Consider the following 22174-nt stretch of genomic DNA (forward strand, 5'->3'; position numbering starts at 1 on the left):
TTAAGCCAAAGGCAAAGTAACCATAAAAATGCTGCCTTTGCCTTTTTGGCTTAGCGCCTCGATTTTACCTCCCGCCTTTTCTATAAATTGCTTACAGAGTATAAGTCCGATTCCTGTACCCGGCTCATTGTCAGTTCCGTATTCTTGCACATTGTGCCCAAATTCCTTGAACAGATTATCTAACTTTTCTTGAGACATTCCAATACCATTATCTTTCACTAGCACGCTTACCGCATCAGATTCCATTTTCACATCAAAGCTAATAGTGCCACCACTAGGCGTGAATTTCAATGCATTTCCCACCAAATTTCTCATTACAATTCTAATATGCTCCCGATCTACCATTGCCTTGGCTATGGTCAGTGGAGCTTCTCCAATAGTTACCCCCTTTTTACTAGCAAGATCGCTCCAAAAGATTATTTGCTCTCGTATGGCACCAGTTATACTTACAGGCTCCGGCTTTGGGTGAATACCCGCCATTTGACTTTTGGCCCAATACAGCAAGGTTGTAAGCATTTCCGAAACCACATCCACTTGTTTACTTAGATCTTTAAGCAATTGATCCTGTGTAGCTCTATCAATTTCTCCCTTATCAAAAAGCAGTAAAATACTTTGCACCGATGCCAATGGGCTGCGGATATCATGACTAATTACACTTAAGAGCTGGTCTTTCGTTTTATTGATATTCTGAAGCTGCTGATTATTCTGGCTAATGGTATTTGCCTGTTGCTCTATTTTATCATTTTTCTTTTTCAAACTCCCAATCAGAAGCTCTTGTTCTTTCCGAGCTTGATATAGGCTTACTGCTAATACTAAAAAGATTAATCCTCCTGCAATCACTAATGCGATGAATAGATTTTTTCTGCTGATAATCTGTTTCTGAAGGTCAACTTCATTGGCCAAAGCTTCATTCTTAAAAAGCTCCTGCTGCAATTGCAAGTAGTTCAACTCTTGTTCTTTTTGCTCATTAAACAGCGTATCACTATGCGATTTGAACTTCTGATGAAATTCATAAGCCAAGTCATATTGACCCATCGATGCATAGATATTGGCTATTATTTCAGCGGCTCTCTGCTTTTCCCAATTTGCATTTAGTTCCAAGGCTATGTCATAACTTTTTTGGGCTGCCTCAAGTGCTTCTTCATTTTTACCCATCGCAAGCAGTGTTTTAGCAATACCACTGTAAGCAAAAGTTTCGTCCCATTTGCTTGGTTCCATCGCCAATACTTCTTGATTCACATCAAGCGATTTCTCATATTCACCTAAGTGGAATAGCACTTCCGCTCTGCGGCCTGAAATTCTCAATAAAATAGGATTGGGTAAGGTTTGCAAGGCATAAAACTCCGCAGTATCAAGCATTGCGAGGGCGGTTTCGTATCCTTGCAAATGATCATAAATAATTCCTAGATTGAAGTAATTTTTAGCCAAAAGAACTAAATCATTAAGATCCTCTGCAAAAACAATCGACTCATTATGAAACTCGATTGCTTGATCAGTTTTGCCTTGCATCTGATAGATCAATCCTAAAATATTAGAAACTTGGGCAATACCCAATTCATGATCTATTTCTCTGTAAATCTCTAGGGCTTTTTGAGAAGCCTGCAAGCTTGATGGATATTCAGCTGTTATGTATGACAAACCAGCTTGAGCTCTATAAACCTCTGCTTCCAAAAAGCGTAAATTATTGTTGGTAGTCAGAGTCAATGCTTGCTCAAGTAGCATCTCTGCCGAATCCGGCTGATTATACATTAGTCCAGTGCTTTTATTGATTAATTCTGACACTTGGGTCTCAAATTCATTCAACTGATCTTGAGCTTGTCCTAAATGAGGACAACACAAAACCAAAAGCATTAAGGCAAATGTAAACGCCTGATTATGAATATTTTTTAAGTTTAACTTAGATTCCAAAATTAAATTATACTTTTATTCAAAGATAGGTTCGGAGCATCAAATTCAAGTACATAATCAAGATAATTAACTTAATATTCTTTAAACTCATTTTAGCCTCATATAGTATCCTCCTTCTTAACGCTTTATGTTCTGTTGCATTTCGGTTTAATGAAAATGCCATTTTGCATACTTTATATGTACTTTCAAAATGCTTGCTTCTCCAACGGTATTGTTGCTTGGACAATGAGTTTGGAAGATTTCGCTTCTTCACCAAAATATCATCCGAAAAGGCATATTGATAATTGCGGGAGGAACGAATCCAAAAGTCAAAATCTTCATAGCTCAATTCTTCATTATAGCCACCCATTTCATCAAGCATAGATTTTCGCATCATCATCGTAGGTGCACAAATGAAATACTTAGAAAGCAAATCGACATATACTTCTCCTTGCGGAACAGTCTCCAGTAATTTACCATTTCTATCACGACTATAATGTGTGTTTACGATCTCTGCATTTTCATCACAGATATATGCATCACTAAAGTGTACGCCAAACTTCTCTCCTTTAGCCTCCAATTCTCTCACTCCTAACTTTATGCGATTAGGCATTAGTAAATCATCCGCAGCCAAATCAATCACATATTTCCCTCCTGCTAATTGCAACCCACGATTGAATGCACAGCAATTACCCAAGTTCTCTTCAAGTAAAACACTCTTTATTTCTGGGTGATCTGAAAGGATTTCCTTAGCTACTTCCCTACTTCTATCGGTGCTTGCGTCATCCACAATAATTATTTCCACCAGTTTATAATCCTGCTCCATTATAGACTGCACCGCCTCCCGCAGATACTTTGCTTGGTTAAAGCAAAGCACAATTACCGTAACCAATGGAGGTGAATTTTGCATTCTCTAAACTAGAAATTGATTTGAGATAAAATCAGATATTAGGTAGAATAAATTTTCCGAATATTAAAAAATGCTCCATAATTTAAAACTTATCTTTAGGCATGAGATGGTTTCAGCGTTTTTTTGCCTTTTCTCCAAGCACACAGCGGATAGTCCGTGGGAGTGGATGGCTACTGGGCGGACAAGCAATTTCACAGCTAATTTTAATTCCATTTTACCCACTCCTAACTCGTCTTTATACTCCAGAAAATTTTGGCGAATACGCATTTTTTCAAACTATCGTAGGGATATTTCTGATTCTGATTTTCCTCCGATTGGAAGAAGCCTTAGTGCTAAAAATGGATGACATTGAAGCCCGAAAGCTATGGTCTAATTGCTTGAAAATTGTCTTCGCAACTTTTAGCGTGTTTATAATTATATTATGGATAACCAACCCAACTTGGCAAGAAAAACTGAGTTTAAGTGTACTTGAAACACTCCTATACTTTGGCCTTTATGGAATTGGGGCGGGAGGATTATTACTCATCAGCCAATGGCTACTCCGATGGCAAAATTACAAGGCCATTACCCAAATCAGAGTTTGGCAGTCGATGAGTTTACTTCTACTAAGTGTCGTTTTTGGCTATTTCGATTTTGGTGCAAAAGGTCTAATAATGGCCTTGTCATTAAGTCAAATTACAGCATGGTTCGCTATTCGTAACTCTTGGAATTTACCTGCATTTACCTTCCAAAGCGAATTCAAAAAGCAAATCATGAAATTCCAGGATTTCCCATTATACAATGCAAGTGCAGGCGTTATTGAAAATATTGGACGTAGTATTCCCATTTGGGTTCTGCTTTGGTTTTGGTCATCGGAGGAAACCGGTTTTTTTTCACTCGCTACTCGAATATTAGCCTTGCCAGTTACCTTAATTGCAGCAAGTTATGGCCAAGTACTTTACCGCCAATTGGCCGATTGGTGGCCAAATCAAAAGCAAATCGCCGCAAAATGGATTTACAAAACATGGCTCAGCTTAGCTGCTATAGCTATTCTGCCAGCAATTATTTTGATGGTTTATGGCGAGCCAATTTTCGTATTTCTATTTGGCAATCAATGGGCGGGTGTGGGTAATTTTCTGACTTATCTTACTCCTATTTTTATGATTATGGGATTGGTAATGCCTACTTCACAGCTATTTTTAGTGGCGCGCAAACAGCAGGTTCTATTAATAATAAGTGCAGGTCAAATCATCACTAGGTTAGGTTCTTTTTATGTTGGATACCAATATGGCAGCTTATCAAATGCCTTGGCTCTTTACATGATAACTGAACTCCTTTGGTATGCGATGTTTATGATTCAAAGTGTTAAAATCCTGCGTGATGCTTAGTCGAATCAAAGTGAAACTAGATAGTTGGCGATGGCAGATCTTGGCTAAAATCACCAAGGGAGAGAAAGTGAAATTCCTGCCAAAATTGCAATTATCCTTACACTTAAATCGTGATTGGTTGGTTGATTTTATCATTGATAGGAAGGGCATTTTTCAGCCGGAAATTATCCATGCGATTGACTTAGAGATCACTGAAATCCAAGCTCAGTTGTTTATGGATATTGGTGCCTACAATGGGCAAATGGGATTGTACGCGAAAAAGCACTATCCGAAAATGGAGGTGTGCTTAGTAGAACCTCAGGCTGTTTTGGCAGAAAGAATCAAACAGAATGCGAAATTGAATAAACTTGATGTGAGGCTATTTGAATTAGCATTGGGATCGACAGAAAAGGTAATTGAACTAGCTGAACCAATTTATCCAAAGGATGAATATGGTAAATTGAACCCTGGAGCTGTAAGCTTTTCTAACTCACAATCAGCAAATAGTAAAAGTAACATACAAGTAGTACGCTTAGATAACTTGCTGGAAAAGCATTTCATTAAATCTCAATTAGAAAGTATCCTTCTAAAAATTGATGTGGAAAATGCTGAATGGGAGGTTTTAAAAGGTATGGAAGGTTTATTTAATCATTGCAAAACGATAAGTATAATTGTAGAACTCAATATTTCTACTCAACCTGAAAAGCAAAATTCATTTGATAAATGGCTTGATCAATACCAAATATCAATCCGTCCAATCAATTCAAATAATTTACAAAAACCTTATCAAGGAGATTTCTTATTGAGATGGAAAAAGGTCTAAACATATTTCATATTCCATCTTGGTACCCTTCTGATAATGATCCTATTCCGGGTTATTTCATCAAAGAGCAAATAGGCTTATTGGCTAATAAATTCCCAAACTACAATCATGGAATCAGCACTTGGGGGCAAAATGATCAAGACTATCTCTTGCCCATTAATCAACCAATTAACAGTGTTCGAAAGCTTATAAAACCTAAAAATCATGAAGCTACGAAGAAGTTTCTCAACCTGAATTGCATTGAATATTTCCAACCAACATTTACTTGGACACGCAAAATAGCCAAGGGAAATATTGAGCAAATCATAAAATCAAATATTCAGAATTTACAGTCATTTCAATCTGATTTCGGTTCTGTCGATATAATTCATGCGCATATTTCTTATCCGGCAGGATATATTGCTTACCGTATATCTCATGAAATGGGAATTCCATATATCATCTCTGAACACATGGGTCCATTTCCATTTGACTCCCTTAAAAATCAGAATGGAAAACCAATTGAAGCAATACAAATAGCTCTGCGAAATGCAAATGGGATTATGGTGCCAAGTAATTTTCTAGCAAAGCAAATTGCTGATTATACTACTCAAGAAATTCAAGTAATTCCCAACTTTATTGATTTCGAATTATACCAAGGTGTAGAAAAAAGGGATGATAAATTTACAATCACCTATTTGGGTAGATTGGTAGAAGCAAAAGGTCTCAAAGATTTGATGGAGGCTTTAGAAAAGCTTGACTTTGATAATTGGCATTGTGAAATAATTGGTGAAGGATCGTTAAGGCCTTGGCTTGAAAACTTCATCAACAAAAGGCAGCTCAGCAATAAAGTCAAACTCAGAGGAAACATTACGCTAACTGAAAAGAAGGTTGAAATGCTCGCAAAAAGTGATGTTCTAATACTTCCTAGCCAATATGAAACCTTTGGAATCGCATTGATAGAAGCAATGGCTTGCGGAAAACCTGTAATCAGCACCAACTGCGGTGGGCCACAGGAAATCATCACAAAGGAAAATGGTCTTTTGATAGGTGTTGAAATGCCTGACAAACTCGCTAATGCGATTATCCAAATAAGAAACATGCACAAGGAATACGATTCAAAGAAGATCCGAATTCAGTCTATGGAAAAATATGATATTGAAGTTGTAGGAGAAAAAATCATGGTTTTATATCACTCTGTGCTAAGCAACTGATATCTATCTCATTACTAGGTAAGTGCCAACTCAAAGGTCCATTTTTCAGAATCCTCCGCTCCCATTCTCCTTTTAAAATCATACAGGCCTTGTTGCAAATGACCTTCGATTGAAGATATTCCCAAATCTAGAAAGCGAATATTCCGTTCCTTACACCAATTGGCCATAGATACAATCAAAAAAACCATCGGACTTTCAGACATAAAATCAATCCCTGTGGCTGGTAGAAAATAATAGAGAGAATCATCTGATTGTAACACTGCTATGCATGTCGCTAAGCGAATATTTTTCTTATCAAATACTGAAAATATGAAGTATTTCTGCGGATAGGCTTTGAACAATTGCTGTAGCTTTTCCAGTGTCGTGTTCAATGGGATATCTCGACTGTAGCGGGCTTGGGCAATGAAAAAGAATACTTCAGGTAAAATTTCGGTACTTTCTTCTAGCATTCGTAATCCTTGCTTTTCGCTTTGTTTGAGCTTACGCTGCTCCATCGAATGTAGCTTCGGGGCCAAATCCTCCCGCGTTTTAATATACTGCGAGGCATCCGAAAAGCATGACTTAAAACCTAAAGCACTTAATTGCTTTTGCAGTTTCTTCTCATATCCATTTTGCAAAAATGTAGGTTTACTTCTATATTTTATTTGAGATACGCCCATTGAAGGTAATAATTGAATTACCCATTTCACCCACTTTTTCACCTCAACCAATGGTACATCTTCATTCACTTGCATGCCACCATAGGGTGCGCCGGTCAAGCTGGTAGCCATCCCATTTTTAATCTGAAACGGCCATCTTCCCAAGATTTCACGCCCCTTAGCTAAGTAAAAGATCTCGGTAAGCGATTCGTTTACAATATATTGATAGCGCCTTATCGCATAATGACTTATAGGATATGATCTCTTGTAGACATTAGGCAAATAATTATGCGAATAAACCCAATCTTCATTCTTGAAATAACCAGCAAAATAGGCTTCCTTATCACGGAGGTATACATCATCTTCGTGTAAGTGCGAGGAAACTACCAATAAGATTGAGTCCTTATTTAGATGACATTCATACCAGAAACCTGGGGGAATCCAAAGCGAATCGGACCAGGGCTTAAGGATAAATTCCTTTTCACGACCATCTTTCAAAAAAATTCGGATAAGCACTTCTCCACTAATTGCAGAAAAAACGCGGGAGGAATTTAGGTGTGCATGACTTCCGCGCAGACTACTTGCCTCACTCCTGTCTACCCAATAGACCCTTTTCGGCTCAAAGGGTAACTCTTGTTGAGATTCCAAAAATGATAGATTTCCCTTTGGCCCGGAAAAATGGCCAGTCTTGATCAGCTTTGGCTGTTGTAACTCATGCATACTAGCGTCCAAATTAAAAAAGAAAAGGAATTAAGAACATTCGCTGGTAATTCAGTAAAATTGCATTCAATTATAATCATGATTTACCTATTAATAGCCATCCTTTTCAATATTGGTATTTTCCTCTCATTTAGAGCTTACGGAAAATTCAAAATCAATACCCTTCAAGCCATCACTTGGAATTATTTGGTAGGAGCCATTTTGGGGATGTCATTTCAAGGAATTTTGGTGATCCCAAATATGGAATTGATGACAAAACCTTGGTTTCCATTGGCTGGAATTTTGGCTTTTCTATTTGTAATGGCCTTGATTGTAATCGACGAAACCACACAGCGATTTAATGTCACGGTTACTTCTGTAGCGAATAAAATTGCCCTAATCATTCCAGTAATTTCCAGCATTCTGATTCTTCAAACTGAGCAAAACAGTTTTGGCGCATTGCAATGGATTGGTTTAGTTTTGGCGATTACGGCGATTGTCCTTACTTCAATCCGCAAAAAGGATTCGGGCATTAAAATCAAAAAGTCATGGGAAATTATTTTTCCAATTTTGGTTTTCCTTATGGGCGGTACAATTGATTCATTGGTCAATTACACAAACTTTTACTTCCTTACAGAGCAGGATTCCAACTTATTCTCTATATCACTTTTTACACTTTCATTTCTTACCTCGGCCATTATTGTGCTGATAAAGAAGCCGAAATTTGACAAAAAGGCGATTCTAGGTGGCGTATTTCTTGGCGCATGTAATTACTTTTCACTTCATTTTGTGCTCAAAGGACTTACAGCTATGAATAATAATGGCGCACTCTTCTATCCAATTTTCAATATTGGCGTGATCCTCGGAGCTACGCTTTTTGCTTATCTGATTTTCAGAGATAAACTACTGAAAATTAATTTAGTAGGATTAGCTATAGCCGTTTTAGCTTTGATTTTATTGGCATTGAGGGCTGTAGAGTATTGAGTTTGAAATTTCTTTATTGAATTTTTGCAGACCTAATAAGCTACAAATTGCTTTGTGAACACTGTGAGAAAAAATTAAATTCAGAGATGTGTTAAGGGAAGACGCGAGAGAGCAGAGAATGTTTGAACTATGATTTTCTGAGAATGCAATTCTTCAAATCCAGGTATTATTTCAAAGACTATCTGCGCCAATCTGCGTTATCAGCGGGCAATTTTTCTCCCGCAGATTACGCTGATAAACGCAGATAATACAAAACCTCACTACACTTTGCGTGAATCTTTGCGCATTTGCGGTTTAAAAAAAAGAAGGTAAACGCAGAGAGCACTGAGGGAAGACGCGGAGGGCGCGGAGAATGTTTGAACTATGAATTTCTGTGATGATTGTATTTCTTCAAATCCAAATATTATTTCAAAGACCATTTGCGCCAATCTGCGCTATTTGCGGGCAATTTTTCTCCCGCAGATTACGCTGATAAACGCAGATAATACAAAACCTCACTACACTTTGCGTGAATCTTTGCGCATTTGCGGTTTAAAAAAAAGAAGGTAAACGCAGAGAGCACTGAGGGAAGACGCGGAGGGCGCGGAGAAGAAAACCATGTCCTTTGCGCCTTTTGCGTAAATCTCCGCGTTCTTTGCGGTTTTAAAAAAGAAAGAATTTAAACGCAAAGAACCCCAAGGGAAGACGCGGAAAGCGCGGAGAAGAAAATAATCCCTAACGAACATTTTCTGGAAGCCAAATCCAATTCCTCAACTAACCATTCTCTTGTAAAAAATATAATCCATCAACAAAGGCTCCTTTGCAATTCTATTGATTTCACTTACAATTTGTCCTCGATGATGGGTGCTATGGTTAATCATATGAAATAGAATGTCCTTCGTTGCATTTGTAAATTCCTTGCCACTGGAGTTTCTGTAGGTTACTTCCTTATTCAAGTCAATATCTCTGATGATTCTCAATGCCTTTTGATGGTTCTCCAAATCGACAGCCTTCCAACCCTCTGAAGGCCTCAAATCCCAAACACCCGTGCTAGACGGATTACCGACAATCCTCCCGCACCAAATCTCATGGGCATTAAGTATATGATTGAAAAGTAAAATAGATTTCTCTGAAATTTCACTTTGATTTTCAATCAGTTTATCGGCCATCTTTTGGTTGAAATGATGACTGTAATTCAATAAATCTTCCAAAAAATCCTTCATATTTAATTCCATTTGTCTGAATTCAAATATAGATTTTCCTTCAATTTCTTTTTGCTTCAATCGATTAAATTAATTTTGAATTTATATTCCACCGATCTAAAATCTTCCATGCAAGAAGAAATTCCAAAGGACACATATTTCACCATTTCAGACCCTACCGAAGGTTTATACAAAGACAAAGGCAGTAAATTCCTTGCTTATGCCTTTCCTGTTGCAAATGAGGATGATATAAAGGAACGATTAGAGGAACTTAGAAAAAAGCATTACGATGCGCGTCATCATTGCTATGCCTGGATATTGGGAATGGATGCTGAAAACTTTCGAGCAAATGATGATGGAGAACCGAATCATTCGGCTGGTGATCCTATTCTCAATCAGATACGATCATTCGAATTGAGTGATGTGCTAGTGGTAGTAGTGCGCTATTTCGGAGGAACGAAGCTTGGTGTAAGCGGACTTATCCAAGCCTACAAAGAGGCTACAAGAGAAGCATTACAAATTGCTGAAAAGCAGGAGGTTATCCTCAAAACCAAGCTCAGCTTTCATTTCGAGTATGAAGCAATGAATGAGGTAATGCGAATCGTAAAAGATCTTGATTTGGAGGTTTTAGAACAAGATTTCAGACAAAGCTGTAAAATATATTGCCTTATCAGGAATGCATTAATTCCACAATTAGAAAGCCGCTTAAGCTATGTGCCAGGTCTCAATAGCTGGGAGTTAGAAGTTACAAATACAGATTGACTTCTAAGAAATAAGATAATCTATTTCCCTCTTTTACTGACCAATAAACAAATCCAAAAGCTTTGGTAGCTTAACTATCGAAACATCCTCTAAGAAAAATTAATACCCAATTTTCATAGGTATTAATTTTTCTTTTATATTTGGGATATGGCAACGAATCAATTAATCAAGGGGAGCTTGACCACCATCATTCTGCAGCTCCTTTCTCAGCATAGTCAAATGTATGGCTACGAAATCACCCAAAAGGTGAAAGAACTTAGCATGGGAGAAATCAAAGTGACTGAGGGCGCACTTTATCCAGCATTGCACAAATTGGAAGCTGAAGGATTATTGGATACTTACACCGAAGTGGTGGACAATAGACTAAGGAAGTATTACAAACTAAGCCAAAAGGGAAAAGGTGTAGCCAAAGAAAAAGTTAATGAATTAGAGAAATTCATCAGCTCAATCCAAGCAATGCTGAATCTTAAAATGGCCTAATATGGAACACAAATTAAGCTATAACGAAATAAATGAAATTCGAAATTGGCTAAAAAGTCGAAGGATCAATTACCTCGATATACAAGAGGAATTAACGGATCATTTTGCCAGTAAAATCGAACAAATTCAGGCTCAAGAAGGTCATTCCTTTACTAGAGCCTTTTTGGAAGCACGTCAAGGATTCTATCCAAACCGATTCAAAATCAATTATTTGGCTGGTAGTTTCTTCAAAAACTTTGGACTTTGGTTTTGGGAGATTAAGAAAATATTTACTGCTCCAAAATGGCTTAGCATCTTACTTATTGGCTTTGTATTCATTGCTTTATTTTCATTCAATATCATTTCATTTGCTGGTGTGGAATCAAATTTTCCTAGCTCTATAATCTTTTATTCACTTTTTATAATTTTGCTGGCAGAATCCTTTTTCACAAAAGCCAAAACCAAGAACGCCGGTTATATTACTTTGCTTGGTAGCTCCTATCTATTTCATTACATCTTTCTGTTTGTATTGTGGAATATATTAGGCGACAGCTTATCAAAACCATTTGAGCTATTAATCTATTTGTCAGTAATTTATACTTTGTCAATCGCTTGGGTCAAGTTGCTAATTTCTAAAAGATTGGACGCATACTATACGCTGAAATTGTATTTAAAAACACAATAAAGAATGGAAAACTTAGACCTAGAAATAAAACTAAAAAACCCTCAAATTCAGCAAATAAGGCAATGGCTTGCTGATAGAGGAGTATATTATTTGGACATTCGAGAGGAAATCACGGATCATATTGCTAGCCAATGCGAGCATTTGATGCTGCAAAATGAGCTTTCATTTACGGAGGCTTTCTCATTGAGCACAAAGGAATTTAAAGGCAAATGGATTCAGCCACGATATACATTGGGTCTCATCAGAAAAAACGTCTACAGACTGAAAGACGAGGTTAAATCCATTTTTACCGATCCATTTTGGACATTAGCTTTTCTATTAATCTTTGGTATTTTCGCTACCATAAGTTCTGGATCCATTATTCATTATACAGCTCTTTTTCAATACGATATAATTCCATTTGCCATTCTCATTTTATTGATTTTTGTATTGGAAGGCTGGGCCAAACCCAAAAAGCGACTCATGAAAAATGCTTCCTATATGAATGTAATTTCATTGGCCTATTTATCGCAGATCTTGTTCTGGAATATATTCTTAAAAATAGCAGAACCCTTGATTACGAATCCTCTTACTTTCTTACTAGTGTTTAGCTCTGTTGGAATTTTCATGTTGGCTGGCCTTAAGCTCGCAATTAAGATCAGAAAAGAAGCTGTAGAGTTTTCGAAAATCTTAGATAAAATAGAAGCATGCTAAGTGGTGAAGAAATAAATTATGTACGAGAATTTGTTGTTCGAAAAGGCTATTCACAAATTGAAGTTCAATCAGAAATGATCGATCATATCGCTTGCATCGTGGAAGAAAAGCGGGAGGAAAATCCTAATTTATCTATCGAAAAAGCTGTGGCAGATTTCCATGCTTCCTTTGGCATATTTGGTTTCTCCGATTGGGCTGAAAAACTCGAGAAGCAAAGCTCCCGAAAAGTCAGACTTCAATTTTTGGCAATCTTGCAGAGCTTTCTATTTGGTCATAATTTCCTCAAAATGGGTGCTGCATTATTGGCTTCTATTGCTATTTGCTTATTGTTGAGTCAATTCAATTTCTTAGAAAGCGTTCAGCTATTAATTTATCTACCGGCAGTTCTAGCCTTGGCTGTGATTTATACCAAATATCATAAAATAACAGGAGAGAAACCCTTTCAACCTTCTAAATCCATGACAATCAATAATGTGAATGCGTTTTTGATAGTAATACACATTATTGCTCAAAGCCTTGCTTTAGCTGCAAAATATGCTGCTGAAGAAAATCTGATATATGGCTACCTAATGATTTCAGCAGCCTATTTTCTTATCAGCTTATCGATAATGGTGTGGTTTGAAGGAATCGCTTGGGCGAAAAAGGAAGCGGCAAAATATCAGCTTGAGTATAATTAATGGCCAATGACTCCACGCTGCAACCATTCATGATAAATTCGATAGCAAACCCAAGCGTCGGTTGCTGCATAGCGGATTTGCTTTTCGGTAAGCTCCGGATTCTCCCAATTCGAGGTTTGGGCAGCTTTGGAGATTCTAAATCCTAGGAACATTGCCGTAAGGTTTCTTGCGCCTTCATTAAGGATTCCCAAATTCTTAGCTTCAGTATTCAGATCAATAAAATTCGCCGGTTCAAATTCAGAAAGCATTTTCAATGCGCGCAAATCATCACGTAAACCAACGCCAATTTTATAAATATCAGGAATTTCGAAATACCTTCTAAGTGCATCATCAAAGCCAACGTGATTCAAGCGAAAGAGAAATGCCTTATGGTCGATCGCTAATTGCACTAAGGCTACATGATGGAATTGGCCTTTCTTAAAAGTCGGTTTGGTTTCAGTATCGAAGCCTACAATTGGATGATCTTTGAGTTCTTCAATTGCCTCCCGCAAATCAGCCATTTTATTGATGATAACCACTTCTCCATCAAACTCTCCAAGTGGCAATTCATTTATCTCGTCCTTAGTAATCTTATTCGGCAATATCATTCTGTTTCCTTCTTAATTCTTGCAATTTTTATGTTCGCATATCCAAATATAATCGTCATTACCGGACTAATCAGATTAAAAAATGCAAACGGCAAATAGGTGAAAGTTGCCACACCCAATACTGTTGCTTGCGTCATACCACAAGTATTCCAAGGCACAAGCACAGAAGTAACAGTACCGGAATCCTCCAAAGTTCGGCTAAGCACTTTCGGGTGCAAACCTCTTTCGCGATACACATCGGCAAACATGCGGCCTGGCACTACAATCGCTAAGTATTGATCCGAAGCCGTTACATTAAAAAAGATACACGTTCCCACGGTAGAGGCAATCAGAGATCCCGTAGTATGCGCTAAACTGATGATTGCCGCTGCAATCCGCTTTAAGAATCCAGCTGTTTCCATCACGCCACCAAACACCATCGCACATACAATCAGCCAAATGGTATTGAGCATGCCGGCCATACCGCCCGTACTAAAAAGCTCATTCACTATTTCATTAGAGGTAGTGACAGAAATACTTCCGTACATGGATTTCATTACACCAACAAACAACTGCACAAAGTTGGATTCGCCAGCTACATCTGCAACCTCCCGCACCGCAGTCGGTTGAAAAATAAGTGCAAACAATGCTCCTAGCAAACTACCAATCAACAAAGCAGGAACCGCTGGAGTCTTTTTCACAATTAATACTAGCACCACCACAGGCACAATAAATAGCCACGGAGTGATGTAAAATTTTTCTTGAATACCCAGCAACACCCCATCGATATCAGCCAAAGCACCGCCATCAGAGGAGGTAAATCCTAAGATGCCAAATAGAATCAGTGAAATGATAAAACTTGGCGCTGTGGTATACACCATGTATTTGATGTGGGTAAACAAATCTGTCCCCGCCATGGCAGGAGCCAAATTGGTCGTATCAGACAAGGGCGAAAGCTTATCGCCGAAATATGCGCCAGAGATTATGGCACCACCGATCATTCCTTCAGATAAGCCTAGCGCTGTACCAATACCAAGCAATGCCACACCAACAGTAGCCACGGTTGTCCATGAACTGCCCGTTGCTATTGAGACAATCGCACAAACAATACAGGCAGCGATCAAAAATATGGTAGGGTTGAGCACTTGCAAGCCATAGTAAATCATGGCCGGCACTACACCACTCAAAAACCAAGTTCCTGCTAATGAGCCTATTAATAATAAAATTAGAATGGCTGAAAGGGTAGATGAGATACTTTTGACAATTCCATCTTGCAGGGTTTCCCAATCATAACCAAGCCGCATAGCAATGATAGTTGCTACGGCTGCAGAAAGAAGTAAAACGATCTGATTAGAGCCATCCAATGCGCCATCACCAAAAATGAGCACATTTATAGTAAGGAGAATGATTAGAAAAACAACAGGAATAATAGCCAGTCCTAAACTTGCAGCTTTTATCGGTTTAGTCATAAAATAGATTGCGAATTACAAATAAGGTTTCAATTTATAAATTCTTTTGATTTTGTAGGGATTTTGGACGCATTGATTTTGCCCAATGCCATTTGTGCGAGCTCCTCTCCTATGCTGCTGCCGATCGCTACGCCCATCCCTCCAAGCCTCACTCCTGCATATAATCTCTCCTCCAACTGCCCAACCAAAGGCGATTTATCAGGTCCAAAAGCCATGATTCCAGACCATGCAAAGTCAAGCTCTACTTTCTGTTTAGGTGAAATCAGTTGGTTTAAATGCTGTAATAATAAATCAAGTACATTTTGGCTTACTTCCATTTGGGTGGTTTTTTCTTGTTCGTAAAAAATGTTGCGACCTCCTCCAAATAGAATACGGTTGCCCAAATCGCGGAAATAGAAATAACCTTCGTCAAAATGAAATGCACCTTTGAATGGTAAACTCTCCAAAGGCTTACTTAGCATCACCACACCTCTTCCTGGCTCAATGGCCAAGTTTGGAAAAAAGCGGGAGGTAAAAGCATTGGTACAGCAAATCAATTTCTCCGCTAATATCACTGGCTTAGCATGAGTATTTTCATCTCTTATTTCAAGGGCAAATTCATTTTCACTACTTCGTTCCCAGCTGTTTACCTCAGCACCAAAATGCACAATCACTCCCTTTTGTTGAGTGAGCATTAGTAGGGATTTCATCATTTTCCCAGTATGGATATGCCCTTCGAATGGATTCCAAATCAAACCCTTTACTTGTTGCTCATCGAAACCAAACTGATGGATTGCTTCACTTTTTTCATGAAATACATCTTCATTGAAAAGTGGCTTGAGTAAATTATTTACGCTTGCAATATGATTGATGGCAGTACCTTCATCCTCCCGCAATAGTTCGTAGCCCCCAGCGGCCTGATAGCCTATGGCTTCATCTCCAAGTCTTGCGCGTAGCTTTTGCAGACCCTTCCATCTTTTTTCCACCAAAGCAAAAGCTCCATCTTCTCCCAACTTTTCAATATCAATCAGCAACTCGCTCAAACTCCCAAAGCAAGCAAAACCCGCATTTCGAGTACTTGCTCCAGTGGGTAAAATACCTCTTTCCAATACCACTACGGAGGCATTGGGATCAATTTCCTTGATAGAAATCGCAGTACTCAAGCCCACGATGCCCGCTCCAATAATGGCAATATCGTATTTCAACCAACTTTCCTTTTCCCAAATACTGTTCATTTTGAAATATTATGTGTGAAAGATTTTAAAAATAGTGGGATTTATTGAACTTAAGCAAATAATTAAGAAATACTGAGCATGTTTAGTCCAGAAAGCGTTTTCGAGAAGGCCAAGACTTCTAAATTCTATCTTTGGTTGATGAATCAGGCATTGGATCGGATGATTCCATTTAATCTCCCTCACGGCTTCCGAATCAAGGAAATTGGCAGCAATCAGGTACGTACCATGATGCCCTACAAAAAGCGAAATCTTAATCACTTGAAAGGATTGCATGCCTGCGCATTAGCCACATTGACCGAAATATCTGCGGGCATATTGCTTATCTCCAGACTTAGCCCAAAGAAGTACCGAATTATCCTGAAAAAGCTGGAAGTGGAATATATGTATCAGGGCAAAACCAATGCGTATGGCTCCTTCGAATTTGAGGAAGAATGGCTGCAAAATGAAGTAGTGAAACGCCTCGAAACAGAAGAATCGGTATTGGTACCCTGCACCGTAAAAATCTTCGATGAACTAGGCAACCAACTCACCACCGGCACCACCTATTGGCAAATTAAGGATTGGAAGAAGGTGAGGACGAAGGTGGATTAGGGGAGGGTTAGGTGACGGTTTAGCGAATTGCGTTCGGGCGGGTTTCGGGGCACAAAACTTTCAACCTTCACTGAATTTTAATAGAGGCACAATGCTCCAAGTTTGCACCTCACTGCGCCTGAAGCAAAACTCATGTTACCAGCAGTTTTAATTGTCTTTATTTATGAAGTAGTCAACGCAATACTCACACATTTCACTTTCATCGTCTCTACTTTCAAAAAGTTGACCACAATAGGAACAGCTATTTAAGTCTGAGTCTTGATTTGTTTCAAAGCAACTGAAACATACATATCCGTCTGTACCCTTGTCAACAAAAGTTTCTTCACCACAATGGATACATTCAATAACAGGAAATTCTCCTCCATCAGTCATGCAGATATAGCGACTTTCTCCCAAAATATTTTCCGCATAAAGTTCAGACACTTTTTCCGCTTCGTCAGTGTAGCCGCAAAACAAGCATTGCAAATCGTCATTGAGTACTAATGCAGCTTGTCTGCATAATGGGCAGCTCTCCATTTTATATTTTTTCTGAGCTGTGGTTAATTCAGTCTTGATTTGTGCTGTTCTTAGCGTTGCGAACTCTTTAAATTTAATAGCATCTCTTCGAAGTTTTTCAACATATTCTTTTGATGTGTCTGATAGCTTATTAATTTTAAAATTTTCGTTGATGAAGTTGAGGAGTAAACAAAGCACCTTTGAAGACAAAGACTTAATTGCTTCTGTGTTCTGATTAAACTCAAAGTGTTCAATTTTATTTCTTAGCTTTCTTAGCTGTCTCAAAATTGAAATATCTTTTTCTGACATTTCGATTTCGCTTATGTTCATCAATCGAGTAATTAAAGTTTCGAAATCTACGCTTTTAAATTCACCAGTACTTAGTAATTCATATTTAGCAATATTAGGATTTTCAAAAATTAATGACCAATGTTCATTTTTAAGGATTTCTTTAAGCAAAAGTTCTGTTCCCGCTGAAAGATGAAGAATTGCATACTTTAATAAATGCGGTGATTTGTCCTTCAAAATATGTTCAACTCCTGAAGAGACAAAGTCAAGGCCATTTTCGATTAGGTCGAACTGAATATTATCTGTTGGATTGTGTCTCATAAAAATTGCTGGTAACTTTTTGCAGCTACCTGAAGGTGGCGATTTCGAAGCACTTCACTGTCAGCCCAGCACAAACTTTGATAGAAGCACAAAGCTTGATTTAACCACTGAATCGCCACTTTTGGGTAGCGGCTATCATCGGCTGCCCTTCTGTCCGTCCGAAGCACAATTGTTTGAGGTTCGCACGAAAAGTTATAAGAGGGATGTAAATTCATTGTCATGTTGTCAAGGTTAAAAATACTCTGCCTTCTTTCAGAATTTCAACTTTCAATAAATATGGAACAACGTGTCCATTCATTATTGAAGCAAGCAAGTTGTCAATACAACGAGCGTTCATTTCTCCGTCCACATTAAACACTCTGTAAACTTGATAAACATCTTTATTTGTCAAGAAGTGTGTCCATTCGTTAGCGGTCAAATAGAATGTCGGTTTGTCTTTAGATGTCCCTTTACATTCTATCAATTGAACTACTTTACCATTCTCGTCCAAAAGTTCAAAGTCGTGATGACTGAAACTCTCTCCCGTTTGGTTTAACCATTTCACTTTAGCTATTCCGTATTTGTCGCAAAGTAATTTGTAAAGAAATATTTCGCTACGTTGCCTTACACTTTCACTATATTCATTGTCTATTGTTAGTGTAGTAGAGTCAATTCCAGTTTCAAATAAAGCTTCAACTCTTAAAAGTTCTTTTAATGATGAAAGTTCGGAAAGAAGTTTTTGAGTATTTGAAATCTGCTCTTTGATTTTAGTTTCTAACTCGTCAAGTTGAGTAGCTGTTGCTTGCTTACTCTCTTGCTTTATTACATCAATTTTTTTCTCAACTGTTTGAACAACTTTTTGAACAACTTTTTGCGGTTGTATCTGTGGTTGTATTTGTTCTTGAATTTGCGGTTGCGGTTGAGAATTGCTTACTACCGTTTGAATGTTTTGAATTGTATTTTGCAGAACTGCTGTTTTAAGTGGCGCTAATACTTTTTGAACTTCACCTGCGGTAAAAGATTTTGATTTGATATTGTAATAACCACCAGATGCTATTTCACGGGATTTTTTTTCTGATTGTTCGTCCTGTGCAATTCCAATAATAAATGTCTTGCAAGGTATCCCTTTTAGCTGTTCTGCTTTTTTAGCTGCCTCTCTGAAATCGCCTCCGCCGTTCTCTTCTCCATCAGTAATTAATATAATCTTCCTGTCACTATTCGGATGCTTTTCTAAATCAGAAACTGCCGCATTGATAGCAGCAGTTATCGGTGTTCCTCCAATCGGTGGGTCTTGCAATGATGCAATGACTGTCAAAATTTTTTGCCTGTCAAATACTCCTTCATAAATAACAGGTGTTGAAAGTTCTTCCACAATTTTGTCTGCTACTTTTTTCCTGTTGTATCTAAAAGTTCGAATGATGATTTGATTAGCATAATCAATGGTCGGAATAATTTGCTCTGACATGACTTTTTTAATCAACTTCATGCGTGTTAGTCCGTCAATTAAATACTTGTTCTCATGTTCGGGACTACCAGCCATGTAACCCATACTTCCAGAGTTGTCAATGAGTATTTCTATAATTGTATGAGTCATTTCTTGCAGTCAGTTTAAAGTTTGTAGTGTCGCCAAAGGGTTGTCGATAACGTTTTGGCACTTGGCGCAGTGGCGGATTTCGGAGCACAAAACTGTTAATGCCCAACAAAGGTTGATGCGAGGGAGAAGGTTCAATTAACCACTTCACACGCCCTTAAGCCAAACGCCTGTTATTTGCCACTTTTCTCATTTCTTTAATTGTGTTGGTTTTGGTCGTCCTTGTTCTCTATATTTTTTTACTGCTTCATTCCAATGCCAAACCATTCCGCTGTCGGCTGGTGCGACTCGTCTATTTCCTTTAACTTGTCCATCGAAGTGTCCGTTGTCGTCAAATTCAAATGGTTGTGAAGCACTTAAAATGTCAGATAGGTCAAACTCTCCTCCTGCCAACTTGTAATGTCCGTCTAAGAAATACCACATAACCCAAAATGCTTCTTCTTCTGTCAAGTTGCTATAAGCAAAGTTATTGTCGGAAATTTCGTTTGGCATTTTTATTCCGAGTTCTATTTGTTCACAATGAATTCTTATTAGCTGTCCATTTTCAAAAAAATAAAGAATGTCGTCTCCTTCATTTGGTTTTGGTTGAGGAACAATGCTGTCGTTTACTTCTCTTGTTGTTGATGGGAAAAATGTAATTTCTCCCATGCAACTATCGTCTTCATAAGTGCTTTTTTCGTCTTGTTCAATTACTCTCAAAAAGGTTACGCCTTTATGTGTCAAAACCAAACTTGAAAATTCGTTTTTGTCAACCCAATCACCACTTGATTTTTTCCAATGCAGTTTAATTTCTCTATCAGCAACATTGTAGTCAAAACCAACAAAGTCAAAATTGTTATGTAGGTCGATAAGTCGCCCTGCAATTTCTATGGCGTGATTGTCTTTTATATCGAAGTTAATTTTCATTGTCGTTTCATCTATTTCCCATTCGCCTGAGGTGGTATTTTTATTTTTCTTCATGGTTTGCTTATAAACATACACCAATCAAAAGTTATTTCCAACTAATCCAAACGCCTTTCAATTTGATCTAAATTGTATAGCTGGCTTGGGTTTATCTCAGCATTTATCTTTGGGTCTTATTGGATAATATTCTTTTTGTTAATGAGCTTTAGGCACTTTCTATAGTTAGCATCTTCGATGAATTGGAAAACCAAACACCGCAGGAACTAACTAATGGCAAATTAAGGATTGGAAGAAGGTGAAAAGGAAGGTTTCCTAATCAGCACATTTTTAAACCGTTGAAACGGTTTGTTACCCGTGGTGTATTTTATCCCACGGTTGAAACCCTAGGCTATGGTTGGGTGCTTTTTAAAAGTTTCGAATTCGACTATTCGATGAATTAGGAAACCAAAGACCGCAGTAACCACCTATTGGCAAATTAAGGTTTGGAAAGAGGTGAAAACGAGGGTGAATTAAAGGAGGTTTAGGTAACGGTCTAGGCTATGAATAATTGCGTGGGTTAGCAATAACTTTGAAAGTACACACCAAACTGAAAGTCCTCGCGGATTTTCAGATTAGACAAGAACTTGTCTGCCGGAAGGCAGGCTAGCAATTACTTATTGTCATTGCTAGGCAACGTTTTTATTTTCGTAGTGTTTTATATCGTTCAGTTCCTTTTCCTTATTTTCCTTTTCCTCCTCAATGTCAAAATCGTCTTGAAGTCCGAGCCAGAATTTTGCAGAATTTCCAAAATATTTACTCAATCGTAAAGCTGTGTCCGCTGTAATTCTGCGATTTCCTTTCAAGATTTCTGAAATTCGGGTTTGTGGAATTTTCAAGTCTTTGGAAAGTCGGTATGCGGTGATTTCCAATGGCTCAAGAAATTCGTAATTAAGGATTTCTCCAGGATGTACATTTGCTAACTTTTCCATTTTCATTTATTGTCTTTAATGATAATCAATTATTTCTACTTCACTTGCGTTCCCATTATCCCAAATGAAGATTATCCGCCATTGTTTGTTAATTCGAATACTATAAAATTCGCTTAACCTTCCAGTCAGTTTTTCAAGTCGGTTTGAAGGTGGAATTCTCAAATCGGCAATATCTTGCGAGTTGTTCAACATTCTCAATTTCCGACGTCCAACGTTCTGAATTTCAATCGGCATTTTCTTGACTCGGATTCCGCTCCAAATCTGTTCTGTCTCTTTCGAGCCAAAGGAAATAATCATACTTACGCTTTACGTTACTAACGTCAAAGATAAGTGAAATGTTTAATTTTAACGAAATTTCTCAAATGTTGCCTAACGGCTGTTCGTCTAAAAACTCTTTTTAGAGTTCATTATCATTAAAGATAATTGATTTTAAAGGGTTTTGTGGAGCTTAGTTGTAAAAACAATTAGGAACTCCTAATACTAGTACTGGCAAAATTGCATTATTATGACGCCTAAAACAGCCTGTAATAAGGCGTAAAGAACAGCAAAACGCGTTGAGGTAACTTTGAGCACATTCATTCAGATCTACAATATTGAATATCCTGCGCAGGTTGTAGGAAGTAAAGATCATGTCTACATCTGCTGGGCTCTTCATTATCTTTTTGAAGTTGGCGGGAGGAGCGAACACGGTTTAGATAACCATAGATAAATAATCGGAGTAAATCAGCAGTATGGTAAGCTGGCCTACCATTCTCGATAAACTCGGTTTTGAACCCCAAATCAGCCAATGATAAGCTGCCCACAAACAAATCAATTAGCCGCACTTCATTATCCTGTTCAATAGCTCGGTTG

At 38.0% G+C, this 22174-nt stretch carries 23 protein-coding genes; 10 read left to right on the plus strand and 13 right to left on the minus strand.

All coding sequences use genetic code 11. From position 1 onward, the window contains the following. Together ACOXY8_RS11190 and ACOXY8_RS11195 are read right to left on the minus strand one after the other, a co-directional pair. Entirely contained in the window at window positions 1-1782 is a 1782-nt protein-coding gene (locus ACOXY8_RS11190) for a tetratricopeptide repeat-containing sensor histidine kinase (protein ID WP_458331679.1), read from the minus strand. A gap of 145 nt (window positions 1783-1927) precedes the next feature. Next, window positions 1928-2797 (minus strand): glycosyltransferase family 2 protein, encoded by an 870-nt coding sequence (locus ACOXY8_RS11195; protein WP_458331680.1) that lies wholly within the window; start codon window positions 2795-2797, stop codon window positions 1928-1930. Between the two features lie 101 nt (window positions 2798-2898). Between ACOXY8_RS11195 and ACOXY8_RS11200 the strand changes: the two genes are divergently transcribed. From ACOXY8_RS11200 to ACOXY8_RS11210, 3 genes are read left to right on the plus strand one after another with little or no spacing between them, the layout of a single operon-like run. After that, the gene (locus tag ACOXY8_RS11200) at window positions 2899-4164 is read left to right on the plus strand and encodes a lipopolysaccharide biosynthesis protein (protein ID WP_458331681.1); all 1266 of its coding nucleotides are present in this window, start codon (window positions 2899-2901) and stop codon (window positions 4162-4164) included. Continuing rightward, a complete protein-coding gene (locus ACOXY8_RS11205) occupies window positions 4157-4966 on the plus strand; it encodes an FkbM family methyltransferase (protein WP_458331682.1) in 810 nt (269 codons plus the stop codon). Before ACOXY8_RS11200 ends, ACOXY8_RS11205 begins: the two co-directional genes overlap by 8 nt. Then, window positions 4951-6159 (plus strand): glycosyltransferase, encoded by a 1209-nt coding sequence (locus ACOXY8_RS11210; RefSeq protein ID WP_458331683.1) that lies wholly within the window; start codon window positions 4951-4953, stop codon window positions 6157-6159. The genes ACOXY8_RS11205 and ACOXY8_RS11210 overlap by 16 nt, the downstream gene beginning before the upstream one ends. Window positions 6160-6173: 14 nt before the next feature. On the opposite strand, the gene ACOXY8_RS11215 is transcribed toward ACOXY8_RS11210, so the two are convergent. Beyond that, window positions 6174-7517: a WxcM-like domain-containing protein gene (locus tag ACOXY8_RS11215; RefSeq protein WP_458331684.1), complete on the minus strand. Its 1344-nt coding sequence runs from the start codon at window positions 7515-7517 to the stop codon at window positions 6174-6176. A 78-nt stretch (window positions 7518-7595) separates the two neighbouring features. Between ACOXY8_RS11215 and ACOXY8_RS11220 the strand changes: the two genes are divergently transcribed. Continuing rightward, window positions 7596-8480, plus strand: coding sequence for a hypothetical protein (locus ACOXY8_RS11220; RefSeq protein WP_458331685.1), 885 nt, complete (start codon window positions 7596-7598; stop codon window positions 8478-8480). 749 nt (window positions 8481-9229) lie between these two features. On the opposite strand, the gene ACOXY8_RS11225 is transcribed toward ACOXY8_RS11220, so the two are convergent. Beyond that, complete coding sequence (locus tag ACOXY8_RS11225; RefSeq protein ID WP_458331686.1) at window positions 9230-9742, minus strand: DinB family protein; 513 nt, start codon at window positions 9740-9742, stop codon at window positions 9230-9232. Window positions 9743-9790: 48 nt separating this feature from the next. On the opposite strand from ACOXY8_RS11225, the gene ACOXY8_RS11230 reads away from it, so the two are divergent. The 5 genes from ACOXY8_RS11230 (at window position 9791) to ACOXY8_RS11250 (ending at window position 12937) form a co-directional block, all read left to right on the plus strand. Then, on the plus strand, window positions 9791-10423 hold the full coding sequence (locus ACOXY8_RS11230; protein ID WP_458331687.1) for an IMPACT family protein: 633 nt from the start codon (window positions 9791-9793) through the stop codon (window positions 10421-10423). A gap of 147 nt (window positions 10424-10570) precedes the next feature. Then, window positions 10571-10903, plus strand: a complete 333-nt coding sequence (locus ACOXY8_RS11235; protein WP_458331688.1) for a PadR family transcriptional regulator — start codon at window positions 10571-10573, stop codon at window positions 10901-10903. Between the two features lies 1 nt (window position 10904). Further along, a complete protein-coding gene (locus tag ACOXY8_RS11240; protein WP_458331689.1) occupies window positions 10905-11567 on the plus strand; it encodes a hypothetical protein in 663 nt (220 codons plus the stop codon). Window positions 11568-11570: 3 nt separating this feature from the next. Further along, window positions 11571-12260, plus strand: a complete 690-nt coding sequence (locus tag ACOXY8_RS11245; RefSeq protein ID WP_458331690.1) for a hypothetical protein — start codon at window positions 11571-11573, stop codon at window positions 12258-12260. Next, window positions 12254-12937 carry a hypothetical protein gene (locus ACOXY8_RS11250; protein ID WP_458331691.1) on the plus strand — a complete coding sequence of 228 codons (684 nt, stop codon included), beginning with the start codon at window positions 12254-12256 and terminating at the stop codon, window positions 12935-12937. Before ACOXY8_RS11245 ends, ACOXY8_RS11250 begins: the two co-directional genes overlap by 7 nt. On the opposite strand, the gene ACOXY8_RS11255 is transcribed toward ACOXY8_RS11250, so the two are convergent. Genes ACOXY8_RS11255 through ACOXY8_RS11265 form a run of 3 tightly spaced genes read right to left on the minus strand, consistent with a single transcriptional unit; the run spans window position 12934 to window position 16186 of the window. Beyond that, the gene (locus ACOXY8_RS11255) at window positions 12934-13524 is read right to left on the minus strand and encodes a 3'-5' exonuclease (protein WP_458331692.1); all 591 of its coding nucleotides are present in this window, start codon (window positions 13522-13524) and stop codon (window positions 12934-12936) included. The two genes, ACOXY8_RS11250 and ACOXY8_RS11255, sit on opposite strands and share 4 nt — an antisense overlap. Beyond that, window positions 13521-14972, minus strand: coding sequence for a Na+/H+ antiporter NhaC (gene nhaC, locus ACOXY8_RS11260; RefSeq protein WP_458331693.1), 1452 nt, complete (start codon window positions 14970-14972; stop codon window positions 13521-13523). Before nhaC ends, ACOXY8_RS11255 begins: the two co-directional genes overlap by 4 nt. A 29-nt stretch (window positions 14973-15001) precedes the next feature. Beyond that, window positions 15002-16186, minus strand: coding sequence for an NAD(P)/FAD-dependent oxidoreductase (locus ACOXY8_RS11265; RefSeq protein WP_458331694.1), 1185 nt, complete (start codon window positions 16184-16186; stop codon window positions 15002-15004). A 78-nt stretch (window positions 16187-16264) separates the two neighbouring features. Here ACOXY8_RS11265 and ACOXY8_RS11270 point away from each other — a divergent pair, with 78 nt between their 5' ends. Next, entirely contained in the window at window positions 16265-16777 is a 513-nt protein-coding gene (locus ACOXY8_RS11270) for a DUF4442 domain-containing protein (protein ID WP_458331695.1), read from the plus strand. A gap of 147 nt (window positions 16778-16924) precedes the next feature. Here ACOXY8_RS11270 and ACOXY8_RS11275 read toward each other — a convergent pair whose 3' ends face one another. From ACOXY8_RS11275 to ACOXY8_RS11300, 6 genes are all read right to left on the minus strand, one after another. After that, complete coding sequence (locus ACOXY8_RS11275; protein WP_458331696.1) at window positions 16925-17881, minus strand: hypothetical protein; 957 nt, start codon at window positions 17879-17881, stop codon at window positions 16925-16927. A gap of 217 nt (window positions 17882-18098) precedes the next feature. Then, window positions 18099-19454 (minus strand): protein NO VEIN domain-containing protein, encoded by a 1356-nt coding sequence (locus ACOXY8_RS11280; RefSeq protein ID WP_458331697.1) that lies wholly within the window; start codon window positions 19452-19454, stop codon window positions 18099-18101. A 186-nt stretch (window positions 19455-19640) separates the two neighbouring features. Next, on the minus strand, window positions 19641-20411 hold the full coding sequence (locus ACOXY8_RS11285) for a hypothetical protein (protein ID WP_458331698.1): 771 nt from the start codon (window positions 20409-20411) through the stop codon (window positions 19641-19643). 608 nt (window positions 20412-21019) lie between these two features. Further along, window positions 21020-21322: a HigA family addiction module antitoxin gene (locus ACOXY8_RS11290; protein ID WP_458331699.1), complete on the minus strand. Its 303-nt coding sequence runs from the start codon at window positions 21320-21322 to the stop codon at window positions 21020-21022. A 15-nt stretch (window positions 21323-21337) separates the two neighbouring features. Next, entirely contained in the window at window positions 21338-21619 is a 282-nt protein-coding gene (locus tag ACOXY8_RS11295) for a type II toxin-antitoxin system RelE/ParE family toxin (protein WP_458331700.1), read from the minus strand. A 278-nt stretch (window positions 21620-21897) separates the two neighbouring features. Next, window positions 21898-22125, minus strand: coding sequence for a transposase (locus ACOXY8_RS11300; RefSeq protein WP_458331701.1), 228 nt, complete (start codon window positions 22123-22125; stop codon window positions 21898-21900). Window positions 22126-22174: the final 49 nt, after the last annotated feature.

The organism is Peijinzhouia sedimentorum (genome assembly GCF_049340005.1).
In the GTDB taxonomy this organism is placed as follows: Bacteria; Bacteroidota; Bacteroidia; order Cytophagales; family Cyclobacteriaceae; genus CAXBDP01.